This window comes from Dietzia sp. Cai40 (genome assembly GCF_014145165.1).
Classification (GTDB): domain Bacteria; phylum Actinomycetota; class Actinomycetes; order Mycobacteriales; family Mycobacteriaceae; genus Dietzia; species Dietzia natronolimnaea.
Genome location: NZ_JAALEB010000496.1, coordinates 1 through 743, shown reverse-complemented (window position 1 = coordinate 743; position 743 = coordinate 1). Strand labels below are relative to the sequence as shown.

Sequence of the window (743 nt, the reverse complement as noted above, 5' to 3'; positions counted from 1 at the left end):
GCGGCCGGCGGCCAGGGGGGCCTCACCGGCGAGGGCGCGCAGGAGCGTGGTCTTGCCGGAACCGTTGACGCCCACCAGGCCGAGCCGTTCGCCTGGGGCCAGTCGCCAGGTCAGGTCCTCGACGAGGGTGCGGCCGTCGGGGGCGTCGAGGCGCGCCTCCTCGAGCTCGATCACCACTTTGCCGAGCCTCCGGGCGGCGAAGCTCGACAGGCGTAGTGAGTCACGGGGCGGCGGCACGTCCTTGATCAACGCCTCCGCGGCCTCGATGCGGTACCGCGGCTTGGAGGTCCGCGCCGGTGCGCCGCGCCGCAGCCAGGCGAGCTCCTTGCGCATGAGGTTCTGCCGCCGGGATTCGGAGGCCGCGGCCTGTCGGTCCCGCTCGGCGCGGGCGAAGACCCAGTCGTTGTACCCGCCCTCGAACTGCTCGACGCGGCCGTCGACCACCTCCCAGGTGTGGGTCGCGACGGTGTCGAGGAACCACCGATCGTGGGTGACCACGACGAGGGCGGAGGACCGCGCTCGCAGGTGGTCGGCGAGCCACTGCACGCCCTCGACGTCGAGGTGGTTGGTCGGCTCGTCGAGGACCAGCAGGTCGAGGTCCTGGACCAGCGCCGCGGCCAGGGAGACCCGCCGCCGCTCGCCGCCGGACAGATCGTCCACCGCGGTGTCCAGACCGAGGTCGTGGATGCCGATCCCGTCGAGCACGGCGCGGATCCGCGAGTCGCCCGCCCACTCGTGAGTGG

Annotated in this window: 1 protein-coding gene; it reads right to left on the bottom strand. The window is 73.4% G+C overall.

Going from position 1 to position 743, the window contains the following annotated elements; genetic code table 11:
- The coding region (locus G6022_RS16365; RefSeq protein ID WP_182692039.1) for an ATP-binding cassette domain-containing protein at positions 1–743 on the bottom strand (743 nt) is incomplete at both ends.